Raw genomic sequence first — 17,449 nt, forward strand, 5'->3', positions numbered from 1 at the left:
GAAGGCCATGTCCAGCCACGGACAGGCGTCAACCGAGCAGAAGCTGCGCACCTACCTCAAGCGGGTGACCGCGGACCTGCAGGACACCCGGCAACGGCTCGACGAGGCGCAAGCACGCCAGTTCGAGCCCGTCGCCGTCGTCGGGATGGCCTGCCGGTACCCGGGCGAGGTGCGGTCACCGGAAGACCTGTGGGAGCTCGTGGCCACCGGCCGCGACGCCATCGGCGCCTTCCCACAAGGCCGTGGCTGGGACCTGGCTGACCTGTTCGACGACGACCCCGACCGCGCCGGCACGAGCTACGCCCGCGAGGGCGGCTTCGTGCACGACGCCGACCTGTTCGACGCCGAGTTCTTCGGCATCAGCCCCCGCGAGGCCCGGGCCATGGACCCCCAGCAGCGGCTGCTGCTCGAGGTCTCCTGGGAGCTGCTGGAGCGGGCCGGGATCGACCCCGCCGTCCTGAGAGGCACCCAGACCGGCGTGTACGTCGGCACCGCCTTCCCCGGCTTCGGCACCCCGCACATCGAGCGCAGTGTCGAGGGCTACCTGCTTACCGGCAACACCCCGAGCGTGCTCTCCGGCCGGGTCGCGTTCACCCTCGGCCTGGAAGGCCCGGCGGTCACCATCGACACCGCCTGCTCCTCCTCACTTGTCGCCATCCACCTGGCCATGCAAGCGCTGCGGCAAGGCGAGTGCACGCGCGCCGTGGCCGGCGGCGTCACCGTCATGACCACACCGAACCTGTTCACCGAGTTTTCCCGCCAGCGCGGCCTGGCCCCGGACGGCCGCTGCAAACCCTTCTCCGACGCCGCCGACGGCACCGCCTTCGCCGAAGGCGTCGGCCTCGTCCTCCTCGAACGCCTCGCCGACGCCCAGCGCAACGGCCGGCGCATCCTCGCGGTCCTGCGCGGGTCGGCGGTCAACCAGGACGGTGCCTCCAACGGCCTGACCGCCCCCAACGGCCCGTCCCAGCGCCGCGTCATCCGCCAGGCGCTCAACAACGCCGGCCTCGGCGTGACCGACGTGGACGCGGTGGAGGCACACGGCACCGGAACCACCCTCGGCGACCCGATCGAAGCGCAGGCGCTGCTGGCCACCTACGGGCAGGGACGCCTCCCGGACCGTCCACTGTGGCTCGGCTCGGTCAAGTCGAACATCGGACACACCCAGGCCGCCGCCGGAGTCGCCGGCGTCATCAAGATGGTGATGGCGATGCGGCACGGCGTCCTCCCCGCCAGCCTGCACCTCCAGGAGCCGTCCCGGCACGTCGACTGGTCCGCCGGCGCGATCCAGCTGCTCACCGAGCCCACCCCGTGGCCTCGCGGCGACCGCCCCCGCCGGGCCGCCGTCTCCTCCTTCGGCATCTCCGGCACCAACGCACACCTCGTGGTCGAGGAAGCCGTGGCGGCCACCCCCGAGCCCACGCCCGCGCCGGAGCAGAGCGCCGTACTGCCGTGGGTGCTGTCGGGGCGGGACGAGGCCGCGTTGCACGCCCGGGCCGCCCAGCTCGCCGGCTGGGCCGCCGACCGCGATCCGGTACAGGTCGGATGGTCGCTGGCCACCACCCGGGCGCACCTGGAACACCGCGCCGTCGTGGTCGGCACCGACCGGGAAGAGCTGCTGGCTGGGCTCGACTCCCTCGCCGCACCTGGCCGGGTGGTGGCCGGCGAGCTCGGTCCGGTGCTGGTGTTTCCGGGTCAGGGTTCGCAGTGGCTGGGTATGGGTGTGGAGCTGCTGGACCAGTCGCCGGTGTTCGCGGCGCGGATGGTCGAGTGCGAGCGGGCGCTGTCTTCCTATGTGGACTGGTCGCTGGTCGAGGTGTTGCGTAGTGGGGAGCGGCTGGATCGGGTGGACGTGGTGCAGCCGGTGTTGTGGGCGGTGATGGTGTCTTTGGCGGAGGTGTGGCGTTCGTACGGGGTGACGCCGGCTGCGGTGGTGGGGCATTCGCAGGGGGAGATCGCGGCGGCGTGTGTGGCCGGTGCGTTGTCCCTGGATGACGGGGCGCGGGTGGTGGCGTTGCGGAGCCGGGCGTTGCGGGCGCTCGCGGGTAGTGGGGCGATGGCGTCCCTGGCCGTGCCGGCCGGTGAGGTGCCGTCGTGGTTGGACGGTAACCCCGACGTTACGGTCGCGGCGGTGAACGGGCCGGTGTCCACTGTGGTGTCCGGTCCGCCGGAGCAGGTGGCGGCGGTGGTGGCGGCCTGCGAGGCCGCCGGTCAGCGCGCCCGGCTCATCGACGTCGACTACGCCTCACACGGCCCCCAGGTCGAACAGCTCCACGGCCAGCTCACCGCCGAGCTGGCCGGCGTGGCGCCCACGACCTCGTCGGTGGCGTTCTACTCATCGGTGACCGCCGGACGGATCGACACCAGCGGGCTGGACGGCGCCTACTGGTACACCAACCTGCGCCAGCCCGTCCGGTTCGGGCAGGCGGTCGACGCCCTGCTCGCGGCGGGGCACCGCGTCTTCATCGAGGCGAGCCCGCACCCGGTGCTCGCCGTCGCGGTGGGCGAGAGCGTCGAGCGGGCCGGCGTCGACGCGGCCGTGGTGCCCACGCTCCGCCGTGACCAGGGCGACCTGCGGCAGCTGACCCGCGCTGCCGGCGACGCGTACACCGCCGGTGTCCCCATCGACTGGCGGCACTGGTATCCCAGCGACCCCACCCCGACCGTCGTCGACCTGCCCACCTACCCCTTCCAACACCAGCGCTACTGGCTCGCGACCGCTGGCGGCGTCACGGCGCCGGCCGGCGGCTTCCAGCCGGTGGGGCTGCCCGACGGCGGCCTCGTCCTCACCGGTCTCGTCGCCGCGGCCGGCGGCTGGCTCGCCGAGCACGTGGTCGGCGGCACCCCGATCGTGCCGGGTGCGGCACAGGTCGAGTGGGCGCTGCGCGCCGGCGACGAGGTCGGCTGCCCGGAGCTGGAGGAGCTGACCCTGCGGGTACCGCTGGCCCTGCCGGCGTCGGGCGTGCTGCGCGTGCAGGTCGTGGCCGGCCCGGCCGGCGCCACGCAGCGCCGCGACGTGCGGGTCTGGTCCAAGCCGGAGGGCTCCACCGCCGACTGGGTCTGCCACGCCGAAGGCACGCTGGCCCCCGAGGCGGGCCTGCCCGCCACGACGCCGGCCACCGCCTGGCCACCGGCCGGGGCCCGCCCGATCGACCTGGACGGCTTCTACGACCGGCTCGCCGCGGGCGGCTACGGCTACGGGCCGGCGTTCCGCGGGCTGCGAGCCGCCTGGTGGGACGGCACCGACCTGGTCGCCGAGGTGACCCTGCCCGAGGCGGCCGGCCCCGTCGACGGCTACGTGATACACCCCGCCCTGCTGGACGCCGTACTGCACCCGGCACTGCTGAGCCTCGACACCGGGGACGGCCAGCTCTGGCTGCCCTTCGCCTGGAGCGGCGTGTCGCTGTCGGCCGCGGGCGCCACGGCGGTGCGCGTACGGCTGACCCGGACCGGTACGCAGGAGCTCGCCGTCACGGTCACCGACCCCGAAGGCGTGCCGGTGCTCACCGTCGGATCGCTCGCCCTCCGGCCCGCCCGCACGGACCACCTGCACGCCGCCGGGCCGGCACGCGGCGCACTGTACACCGTGGACTGGCTGCCCCACCCCGGCGCCGACTCCGGCACCGCGGACACCACGCACACCACCGTCGGGCGCCACGGCGACCACCCCGACCTGGCGGCGCTCACCAGCCAGATTGCCGGCGGCGCGCCCGCCCCGGCACTCGTCGTCGCCCACGTCGAGTCCGGCACGGCCGACCCGATGGTCGCGGTCGACCGGGCGCTGCGCCTCGTCCAGGACTTCCTCGGCGAGTCCATATTGGACGGCAGTCGCTTGCTGCTGGTGACCACCCGCGCGGTCGCGACCGCCGACGGCGAACCGGTCGACCCGGCCGCCGCGGCGGTATGGGGACTCGTGCGCTCGGCCCAGCTCGAGCACCCCGACCGGCTCCTCATCCTCGACCTCGACACGCCGGATGCCACCCCGCCCGGCGCCGCGCTGCTGGCCTCCGCCGAGCCGCAGGCCGCGCTGCGTGGCGACCGGCTGCTCATCCCCCGCCTGGCCCGCGCCGCCGCGCCGGCCGCACCCGCCTCCGCGCCTGAGCCGCACGGCACCGTCCTCATCACCGGCGGTACGGGCACCCTCGGGGGCCAGGTCGCCGAGCATCTCGCCACCACCTGGGGCGTGCGGCACCTGGTGCTGGTCAGCCGCCGCGGCCCGGACGCGCCCGGCGCCACCGAACTGGCCGAACACCTCACGGCGCTCGGCGCCCACGCCCGGATCGTGGCCGCCGACGCCGCCGACCCCGGCGCGATGGCGGCGCTCGTCGCCAGCATCGACCCGGAACAGCCGCTGACCGGCGTCGTCCACGCCGCCGGCGTCTTGGACGACGCGGTGCTCACCGCACAGGACCGGGAGCGGCTCGCCATCCCGTGGCGGGCCAAAGCCGCCGCCGCGGCCGTCCTGCACGAGGTCACGGCCGGGCATCCGCTGCGGCTGTTCCTGATGTTCTCTTCCGCGTCCGGCATCCTCGGCTCACCGGGCCAGGCCAACTACGCCGCCGCGAACGCCTATGTGGACGGTCTGGTCGCCGCCCGCCGAGCCGCCGGGCGGCCCGGTACCTCCATCGCCTGGGGGCTGTGGGAGCGGGCCACCGGCATGACCGGGCGCATGGGCCACGCCGACCGGGCCCGCCTGTCCGGGCTCGGGCTGCGCGGGCTGGACGACAGCCGCGGGCTGGCCCTGCTGGACGAGGCGGCGACCCGGCCCGGCGGGGTGCTGCTAGCGGCCGACCTCGACCCGGCCGGAGCCGACGCCGCCCCGCCGATCCTTGCCCGACTGCTCGGCCGCCGCCGCCGCCGCACCGCGGCTGCCGGTGATGGCGGGGGTGGGCTGCGTGCGCGGCTCGCGGGTTTGGACGAGGCCGGTCGGTTGCGGGTGGTCGACGAGGTGGTCCGCGGTGTCGTGGCGGCGGTGTTGGGTTTTGGCGCGGTGGGGTCGGTGGGTGGTGGGCTGAGCTTCCGAGACCTGGGTTTCGACTCGTTGTTGGCGGTGGAGTTGCGCAACCGGTTGGGGGCGTTGACGGGTTTGCGCTTGCCGTCAACGGTGGCCTTCGACTATCCGAGTCCCGCCGTGCTGGCCCGGTTCTTGTTGGCGGAGTTGATGGGGGAGCCGGCGCCGGCGATGGGTTCGGGGCCGTCGGTGTCCGTGGCGGCTGGGGATCCCGTTGTCGTGGTCGGCGTGGCGTGCCGTTTTCCGGGTGGAGTGAGTTCGGCGGAAGAACTGTGGAGCTTGGTGGCGTCGGGCCGGGACGCCGTGGGTGCCTTTCCGTCGGGTCGAGGTTGGGATCTGGCGGCGTTGTTCGAAGGGGACGGTGCCGGTGCCGCGCCGAGCGTGGCGCGTGAGGGTGGGTTCCTGCACGAGGCGGACAGGTTCGACGCCGGGTTCTTCGGGATGAGTCCGCGGGAGGCGTTGGCGACGGACCCGCAGCAGCGGTTGTTGCTGGAGGTGGCGTGGGAGCTGTTCGAGGGGGCGGGGGTCGATCCGGGCTCGTTGCGGGGTTCCTCGACGGGGGTCTACGCGGGGGTGATGTATCACGACTATGCGGCGGGTGTGGCCGGTCGTGGTGGCACGGAGGGCTACTCGCTGCTGGCGAGCGCGGGGAGTGTGGTGTCGGGGCGGGTGGCGTACGCGTTCGGCCTTGAAGGGCCGGCGGTGAGCGTGGATACCGCGTGCTCCTCGTCCTTGGTGGCGGTGCATCTGGCGGCGCAGGCGTTGCGGCAGGGCGAGTGTTCGATGGCGCTGGCGGGTGGGGTGACGGTGATGGCCACGCCGGAGGTGTTCACCGAGTTTTCGCGGCAGGGGGGTTTGGCGCGGGACGGGCGGTGCAAGCCGTTCGCGGCGGCCGCGGATGGCACGGGTTGGGGTGAGGGTGTTGGTCTGTTGTTGCTGGAGCGGCTGTCGGACGCGCGGCGCCATGGCCGCCGGGTGCTGGCGGTGGTGCGCGGGTCAGCGGTCAACCAGGACGGCGCGTCGAATGGCTTGACGGCGCCGAACGGTCCGTCGCAGCAGCGGGTCATCCGGCGAGCCCTCGCCAACGCCGGGCTCACCGCCGCTGATGTGGATGTGGTGGAGGCGCATGGGACGGGCACCACGCTGGGCGATCCGATCGAGGCGCAGGCGATCATCGCGACGTACGGGCAGGACCGGCCGGCGGACAGGCCGTTGTGGTTGGGTTCGGTGAAGTCGAACATCGGTCACACCCAGGCGGCGGCGGGCGCGGCCGGTCTGATCAAGATGATCATGGCGATGCGGCACCAGCAGCTGCCCGTTACTTTGCATGTCGACGCGCCGAGCCCGCACGTGGACTGGGAAGCCGGCAACGTCCAGCTGTTGACCCGCGCTCGACCCTGGCCGCCCGAGCCCACTCCACGCCGGGCCGGGATCTCCTCCTTCGGCGCCTCCGGCACGAACGCCCACATCATCATCGAAGAACCACCGCACACACCGCCGGAGCGGTTCACCCCGTACCACGGCATCGTGCCCCTGGTCGTGTCGGCGCGGACGCCCGCCGCCCTGCGCGCCCGGGCCGCCGATCTGGCCGCGCTCAGCCGCGACGGCCAGGAGCCGGACGAAGCCGCGGTCGGCTGGGCGCTCGCCACCACCAGGGCGACCTTCGCCCACCGGGCGGTCGTGCTCGGCGGCCTGGAGGCGATGACCGCGCTCGCCGCCGGCGACCCGCACCCGCGGCTCGTGCACGGCGAGCCCGGACAGGGCGGGCCGAGCGTCTGGATGTTCAGCGGCCAGGGAGCCCAGCGCGCCGGGATGGGCCAGGAGCTGTACCAGCGGTTCCCCGTCTTCGCGGCCGCCTACGACGAGGTCTGCGCGCTGCTCGACCCGCTGCTGCCCCAGCCGCTGCGCTCGGTCGGCCCGGCCATGCTCGACCACACCACCTGGGCGCAGACCAGCCTGTTCGCGCTCCAGGTCGCGCTCGCCCGGCTGCTCGGCGACCTCGGCCTCACCCCGGACGCCGTCATCGGGCACTCCATCGGCGAGGTCGCCGCCGCGCACGTGGCCGGCGTGCTCAGCCTCGCCGACGCCAGCCGCCTCGTCGCCGCCCGCGCCACCCTGATGGGGTCGCTGCCCGCCGGCGGCGCCATGGCCGCCATCCACGCCACCCCGGACGAGCTCGGCGACCTCGACGGCCTGGCGATCGCGGCGCTGAACACCCCCGGCGCGACCGTCGTCTCCGGCCCCGCCGACGCGGTCGCGCGGCAGGTGAGCCGCTGGCGCGACGCGGGCCGCAAGACCCGCGAGCTCTCCGTCAGCCACGCATTCCACTCCGCCGCGATGGAGCCGATCCTCGACGACTTCCGCGCAGCCATCGCCGACCTCGACTTCCAGGCACCGCGCCTGCCGCTGATCAGCAACCTCACCGGCGAACCCGTCGAGTCGACCGACGCCGGCTACTGGACCGCGCACATCCGCCAGCCGGTGCTGTTCCACCCCGGCGTCCTGCACGCCCAGCGCACCCTGCGCCCGGCCTCGTGGGTCGAGGTCGGCCCGGGCTCCACGCTCGCCGCCGCGGTCTCCCAGTCGGTCGACGCGCCGGTGACGACCGCGACCCTGCCCGGCGCGCTCGGCGAGGCCGAAGGGCTGGCCACGGCGCTGGCCCGGCTCTACGTGGCCGGTACCGCCGTCGACTGGGCCCGCTGGTTTCCCGGACCGCAGCCGGCGGTCGCGCTGCCCACCTATCCGTTCCAGGGCGAGTCGTACTGGCTGACCGCCACCCCCGGCCCCCGCGACGTGGGCGCGGCCGGCCTCGACGCGGTGGACCACCCGGTCCTGCCGGCGGCCGTCTTCCTGCCCGACGGCGGGCTGCTGCTCACCGGCCGCCTGCCCGGCGGGCGGGACGAGTCCCTGGGCGACCACACGATGAACGGCACGGCGCTGGTCCCCGGCGCGGCGCTCGCCGAGTGGGCGGTACGCGCAGGCGACGAGGTCGGCTGCCCGCGCGTCGACGAGCTCACGCTGACCGCCCCGCTGGCCGTACCGGCGACCGGAGCGCTGAAGGTCCAGGTGGCCGTCGACCCGCCCGGTGACGACGGCCGGCGCACCGTCCGGATCTACTCCCGCCCGGACGGCCCCGCCACCGGCTGGGTACGCCACGCCGAAGGCACCCTCGCTCCCGCCGGCCCGGCACCCGCCTCAGCCGACGGGGCCTGGCCACCGGCCGGTGCCGAACCGATCGGCGTTGACGACTTCTACGAGCGGGCGGCCGCCGGCGGCTACGGCTACGGCCCCGCCTTCCAGGGCCTGCGCGCCGCCTGGCGGGACGGGACCGACCTGGTCGCCGACGTCGCGCTGCCCGAGGCGGCCGGCGACCCGGCCGGGTTCGGCATCCACCCGGCCCTGCTCGACGCCGCGCTGCACCCGCTGCTGCTGACCCGTGACCCGCACGACGCCGAGGTGCGGCTGCCGTTCGCCTTCACCGGGCTCGCGCTGTGGGCTTCAGGCGCACGCGCCGTCCGGGTCCGGCTCACCCCGACGGGCGACGACACGGTACGGGTGACGGTCACCGATCCCGGCGGGGCGCCGGTGCTGACGATCGACTCACTGGCCGCGCGCGCCGTCTCCACCGTCGCGCCGGACCCGGCCTCCGGACTGTACACAGTGGAGTGGCGGCCGGTGGCCACGACGCCCGGCGCCCGCCGGGTCGAACGGGCGGTGCTCGGCGCCGACCATCCGGACCTCGACGCCCTCGTCGCCGCGATCGAGGCCGGCACCCCGGCGCCGCCGTACGCCCTCGCCGCCCTCACCGGTACCACCGCCGGTGGCCTGGCGCTCGCCGTTGACGCGCTGTCGCTCGTCCAGCGCTGGCTGACCGAGCCGGCCCTGACCGCGACCACCCTCGTCATCGCCACCCGCGGCGCCGTCTCCACCCCCGCTACCACCCAACCCACCGCGCCCGGCGTGGCGCCCCCCGACGAGGCGGCACCCGACCCGGCCGCCGCCGCCGTCTGGGGCCTGGTCCGCAGCGCCCAGCTGGAAAATCCCGGCCGCTTCACCCTGCTCGATCTCACCCCCGACCTCGACGACCTTCCGACCGACGCGGTCTGGCAGCTGGTCGCCGATGGCGAGACCCAGCTCGCGGTCCGTGGCGACATCGTCTTCACCGCGCGGCTCGTCCCCGACACCACCCCGGGCGTACTCGGCGTCGGCACGGCCGGCTGGCACGTGGACGCCGGCGCCGCGCACACCGTGGAGGCCGTCCAGGCGGTACCCGGCCCGGACATGTGGCGCCCCCTGGGCGCCGGCGAGGTGCGGGTGGAGGTGCGCGCCGCGGGGGTGAACTTCCGCGACGCGCTGATCTGTCTCGGGTTGTACCCAGGGGCGGCACCGCTCGTGGGCGGTGAGGGCGCTGGCGTGGTGCTGGAAGTGGGAGCCGACGCCGGGCAGCTGGCCGTGGGCGATCGCATCTTCGGGGTCTTCGGCGGCGCGTTCGCTCCGGTCGTGGTGGCCGACGCGCGGACGGTGGTGCCGATGCCGTCGGGTTGGGACTTCGAGGAGGCGGCCGGGGTCCCGGTGGTGTTCCTGACCGCCTGGTACGCGCTGGTGGAGCTGGCCAAACTACGAGCGGGGGAGTCGGTACTGGTCCACGCCGGCACGGGCGGCGTCGGGATGGCGGCGATCCAGATCGCGCGCCGGCTGGGCGCCGAGGTCTTCGCGACCGCCTCGCCGGCCAAGCACGGGGTGCTGGCGGAGCTGGGCGTGGACGAGGCGCACCGGGCCTCGTCGCGGGACGCCGGGTTCGAGGACCAGTTCCGGCGGGTCACAGGCGGTCGTGGTGTGGATGTGGTGCTGGACTGCCTCTCCGGTGACCTGGTAGACGCGTCGTTGCGGTTGGTCGCCGACGGCGGGCGTTTCCTGGAGATGGGCAAGACCGACGTGCGCGATACCGAGACGGTGGCGGCCGAGTACGCGATTGACTACCGGGCCTTCGACCTGCTGGTGGACGCCGGTCCGGACCTGATGGGCCGGATGCTGGTTGGCCTGGTGGAGTTGTTCGAGTCCGGTGGGTTGACGTCCCTGCCGGTGTCGGTGTGGCCGTTGAGCCGGTCGCGTGAGGCGCTGCGGTTCGTGTCCCAGGCCCGGCACATCGGAAAGGTCGTGCTGACGCCACCCCCGGCGCTGGACCCGGGCGGCGTGGTGGTGGTGACCGGTGGCGGCGGTGTGCTCGGCCGCCTGGTCGCCGAACACGCCGTCACGGTCTGGGGCGTGCCGCGGGTGGTGCTGGCCTCCCGCTCCGGCCCGGACGGCGAGGGTGCCGCCGAGTTCGCCGACCGGATGGCGCGGGCCGGTGGCCGGGTGGAGTTCGCCCGCCTCGACGTGACGGACCCGGTCGCGGTCCGGGACCTGTTCGACAGCCTCGGCTCGGTCACCGCCGTGGTCCACGCCGCGGGGGTGTTGGACGACGGGCTCGTCTCGTCCCTGACCCCGGACCGGCTGGAGCGGGTGTGGGGCCCCAAGGCGGTCGGGTTGGCGAGCCTGCTGGCCGCCACGGAAGGCAGAAGGCTCGGCGCGTTCGTCGTCTTCTCCTCGATCGCCGGTCTGATCGGCTCGCCCGGGCAGGCGGCGTACGCGGCCGCCAACGCGTACTGCGACGCCCTCATCGCCCGCCGCCCCGGCGCCGTGTCGATCGGCTGGGGGCTGTGGGACACCCGTTCCGGCATGACAGCCGACCTCAGCGACGCCGACCTGGCCCGCATGGCCCGCTCGGGCATCCGTCCCATGGACGCCGCACACGGCCTGCGGCTGCTCGACGCCGCCCTCGCCCACGGCGGCAGGTACCTCGTCGCCGCCGACGTCGCCGCCAACACCGGACCCGACGCCCCGGCACTGCTGCGCGGCCGGGGCGGCGGCCGCCCGCCCACCTCCCGCATGGTCGCCGCCGGCGCCGCGACGGCGCCCGTCGACTGGACCAGCCGGCTCGCCACCATGAGCATCGAGCAGCGCGAGCGCGAGCTGCTGGACCTGGTACGCCTCAACGCCGCCACCGTCCTCGGCCACACCGACCCGCGCGCCGTCTCCCCCGAGGCGAGCTTCAAGGAGCTGGGCTTCGACTCGCTGACCGCCGTCGAGCTGCGCAACCGGCTCAGCACCGCCACCGGCCTGCGCCTGCCCGCCACAGTCGTCTTCGACTATCCCGCCGCCGCCACCCTCGCCGACCACCTGTACACGCGGCTGGTCCCCGCGACACCGGCGGCGCGGCCACTGGAGCAGCTGGCGTTGCTCGAAGAGAGCCTCGCCGCCACGGCCGCCGACCCCGCGCAGGCCGCCGAGCTGGCCGAACGGCTGGAGGCCATCCTGTCCGGCATGCGGGCCGCGGCCCGTCCCGGCGAGCCCGAGTCGGCCGCTGACCGGCTCCGCGACGCGAGCGCGGACCAGGTCCTCACCTTCATCGAAAACGAACTCGGCGTGTCCTGACATCCCACATCCCCGGGAGCCCGCACATGGTGAGCGAAGAGAAGCTGGTCGACTACCTCAAGCGGGTGGCCGCCGACCTGCATGACACCCGGCAACGACTCCACGAGGTCGAGGGTCGCCAACACGAGCCGGTCGCGGTGGTGGGGATGGCCTGCCGGTACCCGGGTGGTGTGCGGTCACCGGAAGACCTGTGGGAGCTCGTGGCCGCCGGTCGCGATGCCGTCGGCGGGTTTCCCACCGGCCGGGGCTGGGACCTCACCGGCCTGTTCCACGACGACCCCGACCATCCCGGCACCAGCTACGCCCGCGAAGGTGGGTTCCTGCACGACGCCGATCTGTTCGACGCGGAGTTCTTCGGCATCAGCCCTCGCGAGGCGTGGGCGATGGACCCGCAGCAGCGGCTCTCGCTCGAGGTCTCCTGGGAGCTGCTGGAACGCGCCGGGATCGACCCCGCCGGGCTCAAAGGCAGCCAGACCGGCGTCTACGTCGGCACCGCCCTCACCGGCTACGTCTCCCAACCCAACCCGCTACCCGAAGCCGCCGAAGGCTACCTCGGCACCGGCAACGCCCCCAGCGTCATCTCCGGCCGGGTCGCCTACGCGTTCGGGCTCGAAGGCCCCACCATGACGGTGGACACCGCCTGCTCCTCCTCACTTGTCGCCGTCCACCTGGCGATGCAGGCGCTGCGGCAGGGCGAATGCAAGCTCGCCATCGCCGGCGGCGTCACGGTCATGACCAACCCCAACATGTTCACCGAGTTCTCCCGCCAGCGCGGCCTCGCCCGTGACGGCCGCTGCAAAGCCTTCGCGGCCGCCGCCGACGGCACCGGCTGGGGCGAGGGCGTCGGCCTCATCCTCCTCGAACGCCTCGCCGACGCCCAGCGCAACGGCCGCCGGATCCTGGCCGTGCTGCGCGGGTCGGCGGTCAACCAGGACGGTGCCTCCAACGGCCTTACCGCACCCAACGGCCCTCCCAGCGCCGCGTCATCCGCCAGGCGCTGGCCAACGCCCGCCTCACCCCTCCGACGTGGACGTGGTCGAGGCCCACGGCACCGGCACCACGCTGGGCGACCCGATCGAGGCGCAGGCGATCATCGCCACGTATGGGCAGGGCCGGTCGGACGACCGTCCACTGTGGCTCGGCTCGGTCAAGTCGAACATCGGTCACACCCAAGGCGCCGCCGGCGTCGCCGGGATCATCAAGATCGCCATGGCGATGCGGCACGGCGAGCTGCCCGCCACCCTCCACGTCGACGCGCCCACGCCACACGTCGACTGGGAGGCCGGCGGCACGCGCCTTCTCACCGAACCCCAGCCGTGGAAAGTCAACGGCAAGCCCCGCCGCGCCGGCATCTCCTCCTTCGGCGCCTCCGGCACCAACGCCCACGTGGTGATCGAGGAAGCCCCGGAGGCGGAGGAGGCCGCCGTCCCCGCACCCTACGACGGCGCCGTGCTGCCCTGGATCCTGTCCGGACGCAGCGAGGTGGCGGTGCGGGCGCAGGCAGCCAGCCTGGCCGCCGCCGTCGAGGACTCCGACCCGCTGTCAGTCGGCTGGTCGCTGCTGACCAGCCGATCCACTCTGGACTGGCGAGCCGTGGTGGTCGGCGCCGGCCGCGAGGAGCTGCTGGCCGGGCTCGACTCCGTGGTGGTGCCGGGCCGGGTCGTGGCCGGTGACCGGGGTCCGGTGCTGGTGTTTCCGGGTCAGGGTTCGCAGTGGCTGGGTATGGGTGTGGAGCTGTTGGACCAGTCGCCGGTGTTCGCGGCGCGGATGGTCGAGTGCGGGCGGGCGCTGTCTTCCTATGTGGACTGGTCGCTGGTCGAGGTGTTGCGTGGCGGCGAGCGGCTGGATCGGGTGGACGTGGTGCAGCCGGTGTTGTGGGCGGTGATGGTGTCTTTGGCGGAGGTGTGGCGTTCGTACGGGGTGACGCCGGCTGCGGTGGTGGGGCATTCGCAGGGGAGATCGCGGCGGCGTGTGTGGCCGGTGCGTTGTCCCTGGATGACGGGGCGCGGGTGGTGGCGTTGCGGAGTCGGGCGTTGCGGGCGCTTGCGGGTAGTGGGGCGATGGCGTCGCTGGCGGTTCCGGAGGCGGAAGCCGCTCGGCTGCTGGCCGACTTTCCCGAGGTGGGTGTGGCGGCGGTGAACGGGCCGGTGTCCACTGTGGTGTCCGGTCCGCCGGAGCAGGTGGCGGCGGTGGTGGCTGCGGTCGAGGGGGCGGGGGAGCGGGCGCGGCTGATTGATGTGGACTACGCCTCGCATGGTCCTGGGGTGGAGGCGGTGCGTGAGGAGTTGCTGGCCGGTCTCGGCCAGCTCCGCCCGGGCACGGCCGATACGGTGTTTTACTCGACGGTCATGGCTGGACGGATCGACACCGGTGGTCTGGACGGCGGCTACTGGTACACCAACCTGCGCCAGCCGGTCCGGTTCGCCGACACCGTCACCGCCCTGCTGGCCGACGGTCATCGGGTCTTCATCGAGTGCAGCCCGCATCCGGTCCTGTTGCCCAGTGTCCAGGAAGCGGACGAGCAGGCCGTCGCCGTGCCGACGCTTCGCCGTGACCAGGGTGACCTGCGGCAGCTGACCCGCGCTGCCGGCGACGCGTACACCGCCGGTGTCCCCATCGACTGGCGGCGCTGGTATCCCAGCGACCCCACCCCGGCCGTCGTCGACCTGCCCACCTACCCCTTCCAACACCAGCGCTACTGGCTCTCCCCGGAGGCGGGCCCCGGCAACGTCGCCGCCGCCGGACTCAACCCCACCGGCCATCCCATCCTCGCCGCCGGCATGCGCCTGCCCGACGGCGGCCTTGTGCTCACCGGCGCGCTCAGTGCCGACGGCGACGGCTGGCTCGCCGACCACACCGTCTCCGGCCAACAGCTGCTCCCCGGCGCCGCCTTCGTCGAATGGGCCACCCGAGCCGGGGACGACGCGGGCTGCCCGACTGTCGAGGAGCTGACCCTGCAGGCGCCGCTCGCGGTGCCCACCACCGGCAGGGTCCGCGTCCAGGTCGCCGTCAGCGCCCCCGACGGCACCGGCCGGCGCGGCGTGCGGATCTACTCCTCCGCCGACCCCGGAGGCGTGGAGTGGACCCGCCACGCCGAGGGCACCCTCAGCGCCGCGCGGCCGGCCGCCGACGCCGGTGAACAGGTGTGGCCGCCGGCCGGTGCCGAGCCGCTTGACCTGACCGGCTGCTACGAGCGTGCCGCCGAGGCCGGCTACGGCTACGGCCCGGCCTTCCAGGGCCTGCGTGCCGCCTGGCGCGACGGCACCGACATTGTCGCCGAGGTCAGCCTCCCCGAAGCGGCCGGAGACACCGACGGGTACGGCATCCACCCCGCCCTCCTCGACGCCGTACTGCACCCCACCCTGCTCGCGCATTCCTCCGGCGAGCTGCGGCTGCCGTTCTCCTGGAACGGCGTGACGCTCCTCGCCTCCGGTGCGACCGAGGTCCGGGTACGGCTCACCGCCAGCGGCCCCGACACCCTGCGGGTCCGCGTCGCGGACGCCACCGGGCAGCCGGTACTCGTCGTCGCCGACCTCGCGACCCGACCCGCCACCGCCGCCCAGATGCGCGCAGCCGCGGCCCGCGTCGACGGCCTCTACCACCTGCGCTGGGAGCCGCACCCCACCGCCGTGTCCACCGCCGGCGACGACTGGCCCACCGTCGCCGGTCCCGCCGACGTGGCCACCCTGGCACCGCCCGCGTCCGGCGTCGCGCTCGCCTACCCGACCCCGGCCGGGGCCGCGCCGGCCGAACCTGACGCGCGTACCGCCACCGACCGCGCCCTCGCGCTCATCCAGGCCTGGCTCGCCCGGCCGGAACTGGCCGACACCCGGCTCACCTTCGTCACCCACGGCGCGCCGGACGGTGACCTCGCCGCCGCCGCGGTCTGGGGACTCGTGCGCAGCGCCCAGGCCGAGCACCCCGGCCGCTTCACGCTGCTGGACCTCGAAACCGGCACCGGTGAGCACGGCGTACCGGACGTCGCGCGAGCCGCTGTCGCGGAGGGTGAGCCGCAGCTGGCGGTCCGCGCCGGCCAGCTCCTCGTGCCGCGCCTGGCCCGCAGCACCACCGCCGACTCCGGCGCGGAGGCACAGCCGGTGGACCTCCGGACCGGGACCGTTCTCGTCACCGGCGGCACCGGCACGCTCGGCGCCCTCGTGGCCGAGCATCTGGTCCGCGAGTACGGCGTCAGTGACCTGATCCTCGCCTCCCGCCGGGGCGAGGCGGCACCCGGAGCGGCGACGCTGCGCGAGCACCTGACCGCCCTGGGAGCCAGGACCCGGATCGTCCGCCTCGACGTCACCGACCCGCGCGAGCTGCGCGACCTGCTCGCCCAGGTGCCCGCCGACGCGCCACTGGCCGGCGTCGTACACACCGCTGGCGCCCTTGACGACGGGCTGGTCGACGCGTGGGACCGGGAACGGCTGGACCGGGTGTGGGCGGCGAAGGCGACCGGCGCGTGGCACCTGCACGAGCTCACCCGGGAGCTGCCGCTCGCCCTCTTCCTGCTCTTCTCCTCGGCCACCGGCACCGTCGGCGGCGCCGGACAGGCTGGGTACGCCGCCGCGAACGCCTTCCTGGACGCCCTGGCCACCCGCCGCCGCGCCGCCGGACTTCCGGCCACCTCCCTCGCCTGGGGACTGTGGGCCCAGGCCAGCGAGATGACGAGCCACCTCGGCGAGCGCGACCTGGCCCGGCTCCGCGCGCTCGGCATGCGCCCGCTCGCCACCACCCACGCGCTCGCCCTCATGGACGCGGCGCTGCGTACCGCCCATCCGGTCCTCGTCGGTGTCGACCTCGACCCGGCCGCCCTCACCACCGGTGACGCGCTGCCCGCCGTGCTGCGTGGCATGGCCCGCCCCACCCGCCGCACCGCGGCGTCCGGAGATGACGGCAACGCCTTGCGGGCGCGGCTGGCGGGCCTGGACGAGGCTGGCCGGCACGCCGCGGTGCTGGAGCTCGTGCGTGGCGTGGTGGCCGGGGTCCTGGGGTTCGGGTCGGCTGCTTCGGTGGTCGGGGGGTTGAGCTTCAAGGAGTTGGGGTTCGACTCGCTGCTGGCGGTCGAGCTGCGAAACCGTCTCGGCGCGTTGACGGGTCTGCGGTTGCCGGCGACGGCCGCGTTCGACTATCCGAGTCCCGTCGCGCTGGCCCGGTTTCTGCTGGACATGCTGATGGGCGCGTCCCGGCCGGACTCCTCGCTCCGGCAGCCGTCGATAGTGGACGGCGACCCCGTCGTGGTGGTCGGGGTGGCGTGCCGGTACCCGGGTGGGATCGGGTCGGCGGAGGACCTGTGGGATCTGGTGGCGGCCGGTGGGGACGCGGTGGGGAGCTTCCCGCTGGGCCGGGGCTGGGATCTGGCGGGCCTGTTCGACGACGATCCTGATCGTGCGGGAACCAGTTACGCGCGTGCGGGCGGGTTCCTCGCGGACGCGGACAGGTTCGACGCGGGGTTCTTCGGGATGAGCCCGAGGGAGGCGCTGGCGACGGATCCGCAGCAGCGTCTTCTGCTCGAGGTGTCGTGGGAGTTGTTCGAGAGGGCGGGTATCGATCCAGGTTCGTTGCGAGGGTCGTCGACGGGCGTCTACGCGGGCGTGATGTACCACGACTACGCGGTGGGGATGGCCGGTCGTGGTGAGGTCGAGGGCTATTCGTTGTTGGCCGGTGCGGGCAGTGTGGTGTCGGGGCGGGTCGCGTACTCATTCGGCCTGGAGGGGCCCGCGGTAAGTGTGGATACCGCGTGTTCGTCGTCGTTGGTGGCGGTGCATCTCGCGGCGCAGGCGTTGCGGCAGGGTGAGTGTTCGCTGGCGGTCGCCGGTGGTGTGACGGTGATGGCCACGCCGGAGGTCTTCACCGAGTTCTCGCGCCAGCGCGGCCTGGCGAAGGACGGGCGGTGCAAGCCGTTCGCGGCGGCCGCCGACGGCACCGGCTGGGGTGAGGGTGTCGGCCTGCTGCTGCTGGAGCGGA

The 17,449-nt window shown here is 74.3% G+C and carries 1 protein-coding gene and 2 pseudogenes; all 3 read left to right on the forward strand.

From position 1 onward, the window contains the following. The first annotated feature begins 7 nt into the window (after positions 1-7). Positions 8-11,485, forward strand: coding sequence for a type I polyketide synthase (locus Phou_RS23930; RefSeq protein WP_173059049.1), 11,478 nt, complete (start codon positions 8-10; stop codon positions 11,483-11,485). Positions 11,486-11,511: 26 nt separating this feature from the next. Continuing rightward, positions 11,512-14,058: pseudogene (locus tag Phou_RS55585) on the forward strand (type I polyketide synthase); the annotation flags it as partial. Positions 14,059-14,151: 93 nt separating this feature from the next. After that, a pseudogene (locus tag Phou_RS55590) lies at positions 14,152-17,448 on the forward strand (type I polyketide synthase); the annotation flags it as partial. Position 17,449: the final 1 nt, after the last annotated feature.

The sequence above is a fragment of the Phytohabitans houttuyneae genome (assembly GCF_011764425.1).
GTDB classification, from domain to species: domain Bacteria; phylum Actinomycetota; class Actinomycetes; order Mycobacteriales; family Micromonosporaceae; genus Phytohabitans; species Phytohabitans houttuyneae.

What these genes read in the sequence shown, in the direction of transcription:
- Phou_RS23930 (WP_173059049.1), top strand. Translation starts at nt 8, where the DNA reads ATGTCCAGCCACGGACAGGCGTCAACCGAGCAGAAGCTGCGCACCTAC.